7 protein-coding genes are annotated in these 6969 nt (G+C 62.3%); 5 read left to right on the plus strand and 2 right to left on the minus strand.

Going from position 1 to position 6969, the window contains the following annotated elements; translation table 11 throughout:
* The coding region (locus LJE91_12230; GenBank protein MCG6869455.1) for a transposase at positions 1 to 157 on the plus strand (157 nt) is incomplete at its 5' end.
* A gap of 503 nt (positions 158 to 660) precedes the next feature.
* Here LJE91_12230 and LJE91_12235 read toward each other — a convergent pair.
* Positions 661 to 1128 (minus strand): ester cyclase, encoded by a 468-nt coding sequence (locus LJE91_12235; GenBank protein MCG6869456.1) that lies wholly within the window; start codon positions 1126 to 1128, stop codon positions 661 to 663.
* A gap of 141 nt (positions 1129 to 1269) precedes the next feature.
* On the opposite strand from LJE91_12235, the gene LJE91_12240 reads away from it, so the two are divergent.
* The 4 genes from LJE91_12240 to LJE91_12255 all read left to right on the plus strand — a co-directional run bounded on the left by LJE91_12240 (position 1270) and on the right by LJE91_12255 (position 3927).
* Entirely contained in the window at positions 1270 to 2238 is a 969-nt protein-coding gene (locus LJE91_12240; protein MCG6869457.1) for an AraC family transcriptional regulator, read from the plus strand.
* Positions 2235 to 3005, plus strand: a complete 771-nt coding sequence (locus LJE91_12245) for an SDR family oxidoreductase (GenBank protein MCG6869458.1) — start codon at positions 2235 to 2237, stop codon at positions 3003 to 3005. Before LJE91_12240 ends, LJE91_12245 begins: the two co-directional genes overlap by 4 nt.
* 124 nt (positions 3006 to 3129) lie before the next feature.
* Positions 3130 to 3564, plus strand: a complete 435-nt coding sequence (locus LJE91_12250; GenBank protein ID MCG6869459.1) for a hypothetical protein — start codon at positions 3130 to 3132, stop codon at positions 3562 to 3564.
* Between the two features lie 87 nt (positions 3565 to 3651).
* Complete coding sequence (locus LJE91_12255) at positions 3652 to 3927, plus strand: hypothetical protein (GenBank protein ID MCG6869460.1); 276 nt, start codon at positions 3652 to 3654, stop codon at positions 3925 to 3927.
* Between the two features lie 23 nt (positions 3928 to 3950).
* On the opposite strand, the gene LJE91_12260 is transcribed toward LJE91_12255, so the two are convergent.
* The gene (locus LJE91_12260) at positions 3951 to 6509 is read right to left on the minus strand and encodes a DNA topoisomerase 3 (GenBank protein ID MCG6869461.1); all 2559 of its coding nucleotides are present in this window, start codon (positions 6507 to 6509) and stop codon (positions 3951 to 3953) included.
* Positions 6510 to 6969 lie beyond the last annotated feature (460 nt).

Here is a 6969-nt window from a genome sequence, read left to right on the forward strand (position 1 = left end):
TACCATTCGCTTGCGATTACTGGAGATCGGTGCGGTGATCCTGCGCAACACCCGGCGCATCCGCTTTCTCCTCTCCAGTTCCTATCCGGACTTACATTCCGCACTCCAGTTAGCGACCGATCGGCATTTAATCATGAAAGATAGCAGCATGTTTTGACATTCTCACTCCACGACCAAGACACGAGTACTCCCTGCTCAAAAAGTGCTAGTAGCCTTTGTGTAGGGGTTGCTGCATCCAACTCATTGATTCCTTTTTGGTGGTGGCATCCGGCGACGGCTCTGTCGTGCTGCGGGATCCTCGCAACCCATTGATTTGAAATCCGCCCCGACTTATTGAGAAGTTACAAATTCAGCTCTTAACTTACTGAGGAGTTTACCTTTTCCTTTTCGCTGTGTCCCGCGCTTACAAGATTTAGGTACGAGATGTACGCGGCCTGGACCCCGGCGAGAGCCGCATTCCATGTCCCCGGCTTCTCCCAGTCGAAAGGCGTCGACGAGCGGCGCGACCCGTGGCGTACGGCGTACCCGAGGTCCGCTAGTTTTCCAGCAATCCGACGGCCGGTCTTTCCGGTAGACCCGATGACGAGAATGGTCTCGTTTTGCATGGTCATCTCCTTAGATGCTGTCAAATACTCATTGATCGCAAGTCTGCATCGCCACTCACGCGGGAAGCGAGACGACGCCGAGCTGCTCGAACAGAGTGAGCTGATCCAGAATCTCCCACTCCTCGATGATCTTCCCGTCCTCGAAACGACTGAGCACCATTCCCTGTGCCTCCACTTCCTTGCCGGTCGCACCAATGCCCATCAGAACGCCGGCATGGGTACCCGTTAGGGTGAAGGCGATGACGGCCTTGTCGCCTGCGATCAGCAGATCCTCGATGGCGATGTGCAGGTCGGGAAACGCCGTGCGGTAGGCGGCGAACAACGCCTTCAGCGCTTCCGGTCCGTGCAGTTCCTGGCCTGGGGCGCGATAGACGTAGTCCGGATGAACGAGATCGCCCAGGATCGAGAAGTTGCCGTCGTTGACCAGGTCGTCGATAAACCGACGCATGACCGCTTCCTGACCCGCGGGCCGTAGGAACCCGCTGGCATCCTCACTGCGAGCAGACAGATTGTGGAGTTGCATGGCATGTGCCTCACGGTTGGTGGAACCTGAGCGAAGCTTAGGCACCGGGAACAGGATCAACCATGCCGCTTTGTCGTCAATAATGTGCAGATCGTCTATTCTTGCGGTTACAAGGTCTACTTGGTCGACCTGAAGGAACCGATGGCGAAACCGACCCCCGTCCTGCCGGAACCGGCCGACCCGTTGGGCGAGACACTGCATATGCTGCGCCTGACCGGCACGCTCTATTGCCGCGGCGAGTTCACGGCCCCCTTCGCGATCGAGATCCCGGAGCTCGAAGGCGTCATGACGTTCCTGGTGGTCACGTCCGGGCGCTGTTGGCTCCAGGTCACCGATGCAGAACCCCGCTTGCTCGACCAGGGGAACCTCGCACTGATCCCGCACGGGATACCTCATATCCTCAGCAGTGATCCCGCCTTGAAACCGGAACCGCTTTTCGACCTGCCCGTCGAGAAGATCAGCGACCGCTACGAGTGCATGCGGCATGGTGGCGGGGGCGAACTGACCCGGACCATGTACGGCGTCGTCCGCTTTGACGACGTCGCTGCGCGGCACCTGTTGCGACTGCTACCCCAGACCATTTACATCGACGGCTGGCACGATGATGCCGGGGGCTGGCTGCAGAGCACGCTCCGCTTCATCGCCAGTGAGGCAGCCTCGCTCAAACCCGGGGGCGAAACCGTGATCACGCGTCTGGCAGACGTCGTGGTGATCCAGGCCATACGTTCTTGGTTGGAAAGCTCAGCCGATGCCGACCAGGGCTGGTTGGCTGCGCTTCGCGATCGCCAGATCGGGCGGGCGCTCGCGTTGATTCACAAGGATCCAGCCAACGACTGGGGCGTAGCGTCCCTGGCCGATGCCGTGGCGATGTCGAGGTCCGCCTTCTCAGCAAGGTTCACACAACTGGTCGGTTTATCACCGGGCCGTTACCTGACCGATTGGCGGATGCAGGTCGCAAGAACCCGTTTGCTGGACTCCGCCGAACCGGTGGCGAGGATCGCCGAGGAGCTCGGCTATCAATCCGAAGCCGCTTTCTGCCGGGCCTTCAAGCGGACCTTCCAACTCTCGCCGGGTCGTGTTCGTCGCGGTGCTGACAAGGCTTCACCATGAGCAAGCGCGGAAACAGAAGAAAAACGGTGATCAAGTCGAATGAAGCAAAGACCGTACTGGTGGTCGGTGCTACCGGCGCGACCGGTCGACTTCTCGTCAGGCTGTTACTCGATCGCGGGCTGCACGTGAAAGCCGTCGTACGCGCATCCGCTACGCTTCCCGACCAACTCAGAAAACATGACCGGCTATCAGTCATCCGGGCGAATCTTCCCGAGCTCACCGATACGGAGCTGGCGGCGTTGACAGCAGGGTGCAAAACCGTCGCGTCCTGTCTGGGCCACAATATGAGCTGGAAAGGCATCTTCGGTAAACCGCGCCGCCTGGTAACCGATACCGTACGCAGGTTATCGGCTGCGATCATCGCACGCAGGCCGGAGGTGCCTGTTCAGTTCGTCCTCATGAGCTCGGCCGGTTCCAGCAACAGGGATACTGATGAACCAATGTCCTCGGCTCAGAAGATTGTCATTGCCTTGCTCCGCCTGTTGCTGCCGCCGCATGCGGACAATGAGCAGGCGGCCGACTATCTGCGAACGGAACTAGGCCAAGGCAACGAGGCACTCGAATGGGTTGCGGTGCGTCCCGACAGTCTGAGAGACGAAGATGTGGTTACGGATTACGCGCTGCACCCCTCACCGATCCGTAGCGCCATATTCAACCCAGGCTCGACAAGCCGGATCAACGTCGCTCACTTCATGGCCGAGCTGATCACTGATAACGAGACATGGCAAAGTTGGAAAGGTCAGATGCCTGTGATCTATAACAAGTGAGCTCCCCGCCATGGAGTACCATTGTGGTTACGTCCTGGGCGCAGGCTGCACAGACCCCTCACGAGGCGACGACGAGACGGATTGAACCTGGACAATATAACGATGATCAACGGAGACCAACGTGATGAAGAGGGCCATCCTGATTGCTCCGCTGCTCATCGGCGCCGTGGCGCTGACCGTGCGGGCCGAGGACACCCGAAAACGGGTCGAGCTGCCGCCGCCGATGCAAGCCCATATGCTCGCGAACATGCGCGACCACCTGGTGGCACTCGAAACCATCACCCGGCAACTCGCCGAGGGCAGGTACGAAGCCGCGGCCGAGACGGCGGAGGGCCGCCTGGGTATGAGTGCGATGCAGGCGCACGGTGGGGCGCACATGGCCCCCTTTATGCCCGAGCCGATGCGCGCGATCGGCTCCGCCATGCACCGCGCTGCAAGCCGCTTCGCCGTGGCCTCACGCGACGCTGAGGTGACCGGCGACCTTGGCGCCGCATTTAAGGCCTTGTCCCAGGTAATGCAGCAATGCGTGGCATGTCACGAGGGCTTTCGCGTCCATTGACGACAGCCGCTCCAGGACAAGCACTGGATTGCTCACGTCCTCACGCTCGATTGATCTGACAATAACGCCGCACGGAGCCCAGCAACCATGATCAGGGTACAGCCGATCGATGAGAACACCTTCCGAGTGACGGTCGAAGGACGAACAACGACGACGCACAGGGTCACGTTGAGCCCCTCTTACTACGAGAAGCTCACGGGCAAACGGGTCGCGCCGGAGTTACTGGTTGAGAAGTCCTTCGAGTTTCTTCTCGAACGCGAGAGCAACACGAGTATCCTGAATTCGTTTGCGTTGCCGGTTATCGGCCAGTACTTTCCTGAATACGAGAAGACCATTCGAAAGACGTTGGCGGCCGGTGGGTAGGCGGTCATCCGAACAACATTGCTTCAGTTCTTTTTCCGATTCATCGAGCCTGGTTTGCGGTCGGGAAACTCGAACGCCACCTGCCACTGCGGGTCGAGGCGCAGACGCGCGTCGAACTTCTTTCCCGACTTGCTCTTGAATCCCTTGAGCAACCCGGTCTTTCCTTTGCCGATCAACGCGTGAACCTGTTTCTCGGTCAGTCGCTTTCCGCTAATCTCTTTCCACACCACGAAGTCACAGCCCTCGCGGAAACGATTACAGCCGAAGCCGCGCTTGCCCTCGATGATGCGCCCCTGACCACACCTGGGACAGGTAAGCGGTTCTGGTGCGGGCCGCGCTGCGGCCGGGATCGGACTCTCCTCTGTCGTCACCTCGGCTGGGGCCGGCGCCGCGTCGCTAGCGGGTAGCGCGGCTTGTCGCGGCCCGTCCGAGAAGTCAAATTCCACCTTGAGCCCCTCTCCCAGCTTCAGCGCCGCCGCGAAGGGCTTGCCCGCCTTGGAGGTGAAGCCCTCGATCCGGTCGGTGCGCCCCTCGTGGAGCAGCTGCTCGACCTGCTTCTTCGCCAGCTTGCGGCCTGCCACCCGCTTCCAGATGGTGAAACCACAACCGTCCCGGTAGCGGCTGCAGCCGTAGGCCTTCGCGGTCTCGACGATCTCGCCCTCCTTGCACAGGGGGCAGCTTCCCAGGCCCGCGGGCTTCGCACTGCCGCGTTTCCCGCCCTGTTGTTTGCGCCCGCCCCGGTGCTCCCTGGCCGCGGCGACCTGTTCGGGCGAGAGCGCTGGACCTTGGGCTACTTGGGGCACCAGCTCCCGGAGAAAATTGACGATGCCGCGGTAGAACTCCCCGGCCGGACGTTTGCCCTCCTCCACCTCCTTGAGCTGCTGCTCCCATTCTGCGGTCAGCTCCGTGCTGCGCAGCGGCTCGGCCACCAGGGCGATCAGGGCCCGCCCCTTCTCGGTGGCGCGCAGCTGCTTGCGCTCGCGCTGCACGTATTCGGTGCGGATCAGCTTCTCGATGATCTCGGCGCGGGTCGCCGGCGTTCCGAGCCCTGTCTGCTTCATGGCCTCGGCCAGGGCGTCGTCCTCGATCTCGCGGCCGGCGTTCTTCATCGCCGCCAGGAGCGTGGCATCCGTGTAGGGCTTCGGCGGCTGGGTCTCCTTCTCCAGCACGTCCATGGCCTTGATGTGAACCGTTTGTCCCTCCTCGAGGGTTGGCAGGGTTTGGCGGCCGTCTCCCCCTTTGCTACTTTCGGTAGCGCCTCCCTGCCCCATCGCATCGCCCGGCCCGACCTGCTTCCAGCCCGCCTCCAGCACCAGGGTGCCCTTGGCCACGAAGGTGGCACCGCCGATGTCGAGGGTCACCGCCGTCTCCTCCACGACTTGGTCGGGGAGGAAGACGCCGACGAAGCGGTCCACGACCAGGCCGTAGATCTTGCGCAAGGTCGGAGGAAGGGTCGGTGACGGCGTCTTCCCGGTGGGCAGGATGGCGTGGTGGTCGGTGAGCTTGGTCTTGTCGACGTAGGCCTTGCCCAGTTTGTGCCCGTTTCGGAGCCGCTCCAGGGCCGCGGGGGCTTGGGGGTGATCGAGCTTCTCGAGGATACCCGGCAGCTGCGGCACCATGTCCTCGGAAATATGTCGGCTCTCGGTGCGCGGGTAGCTGATGAGCTTGTGGGTCTCGTAGAGGGCCTGGGCATACTCAAGCACCTGGGCGGCGGTGAAGCCGAAGCGCCGGTTGGCGTCGCGTTGAAGATTGGTCAGGTCGTAGAGGGGTGGCGCGCGGTTGCGCCGGACCTTCTTCTCGATCTTGCGCACCGTACCGGTGCGGTAGGGGCTGAGCTTGCGGTGCAGGCGCTCGGCCTCGGCCTTGTCGTCGATGCGTGTCTGGCCCCTGTGGCTGTACTTGGCGGCGAAGCCTTCTTCCAGGGTCGCCACCAGCTCGTAGAAGAAGGCCTTGCGGAAGCTGGCGATCTGCGCGTCCCTTTGGACGATCATGGCAAGGGTCGGTGTCTGCACCCGCCCGATGGTGCACAGCACCCGGTTGTGCACTGTGTAGGCACGGGTCAGGTTCATCCCCACCAGCCAGTCGGCCTGGGCCCGTCCCCGCGCCGCCTGACCCAGGTCGTCGTAGGCGCTGCCGGGGCGCAAGCGGCGAAAGCCCTCGCGGATGGCCTCGTCGGTGAGGCTGGAGACCCACAGTCGCTGGACCGGTTTCTCGCAGCGGGCATGCTCGTAGATCAGGCGGAAGATGTTCTCCCCTTCCCGCCCGGCGTCCGTGGCGCAGACGATCTGCTCGGTCCCGGCACCGTTGATCAGTCGTTTGACCACCTGGAACTGCTTGACGGTGGAGCGCTGGGTCTTGAGCTGCCAGTGCTCGGGGATCATGGGCAGCTGGCCGGTCGCCCAGCGACCGCTCCATTGCGGACCGTAGTCGTCCGGCTCGGCGAAGTGCACCAGGTGCCCCAGCGCCCAGGTGACCGCATAGCCGTTGCCTTCCAGGTGGCCCTCGGCCTTCCTGCGCGCCCCCAGCACGCGGGCGATGTCGCGCGCCACGCTCGGCTTCTCGGCGACGACGACGATGGTCATTGCGGTTTCGGATCAGGCACAGGCGAACCGGATCTCCTCGATGGTATCCCACCGTAACCGGACACTCCGCTTCAAGTCCCGGTATCGGTGGCGCGCCCGTTCCGGAAGGATGGGGTCGTCGTGTGGCCTTTGGAGAGCGCGATGTAGTTGGTCATTCTCGGACCTGTCGGTCTGGAGGGGCCATTATTCCAGGTGACCAGATCGCCGTCGACGGGACCTGGGACGAGCACCTGAGAGGCTTGGTTTCACCACGCGCAGAAGCCAGCTAACCGCAGTACACCGCGACGATCGCTGGGCGCTCGTGACCAGCCCTTTCAAGGTAACTTCTCAATAAGTCATGGCACGGCGCGCGCCGCTGCGGCGCGTTCCCGAATGATATCGGGTAGTGGCGCAATCTCACCGTGCTGTCCGATCCGGTCACCCAGATAGCCCCAGAAGGAGATGCCGAGCTTGCGGCAAG

This window comes from Gammaproteobacteria bacterium, from assembly GCA_022340215.1.
In the GTDB taxonomy this organism is placed as follows: domain Bacteria; phylum Pseudomonadota; class Gammaproteobacteria; order JAJDOJ01; family JAJDOJ01; genus JAJDOJ01.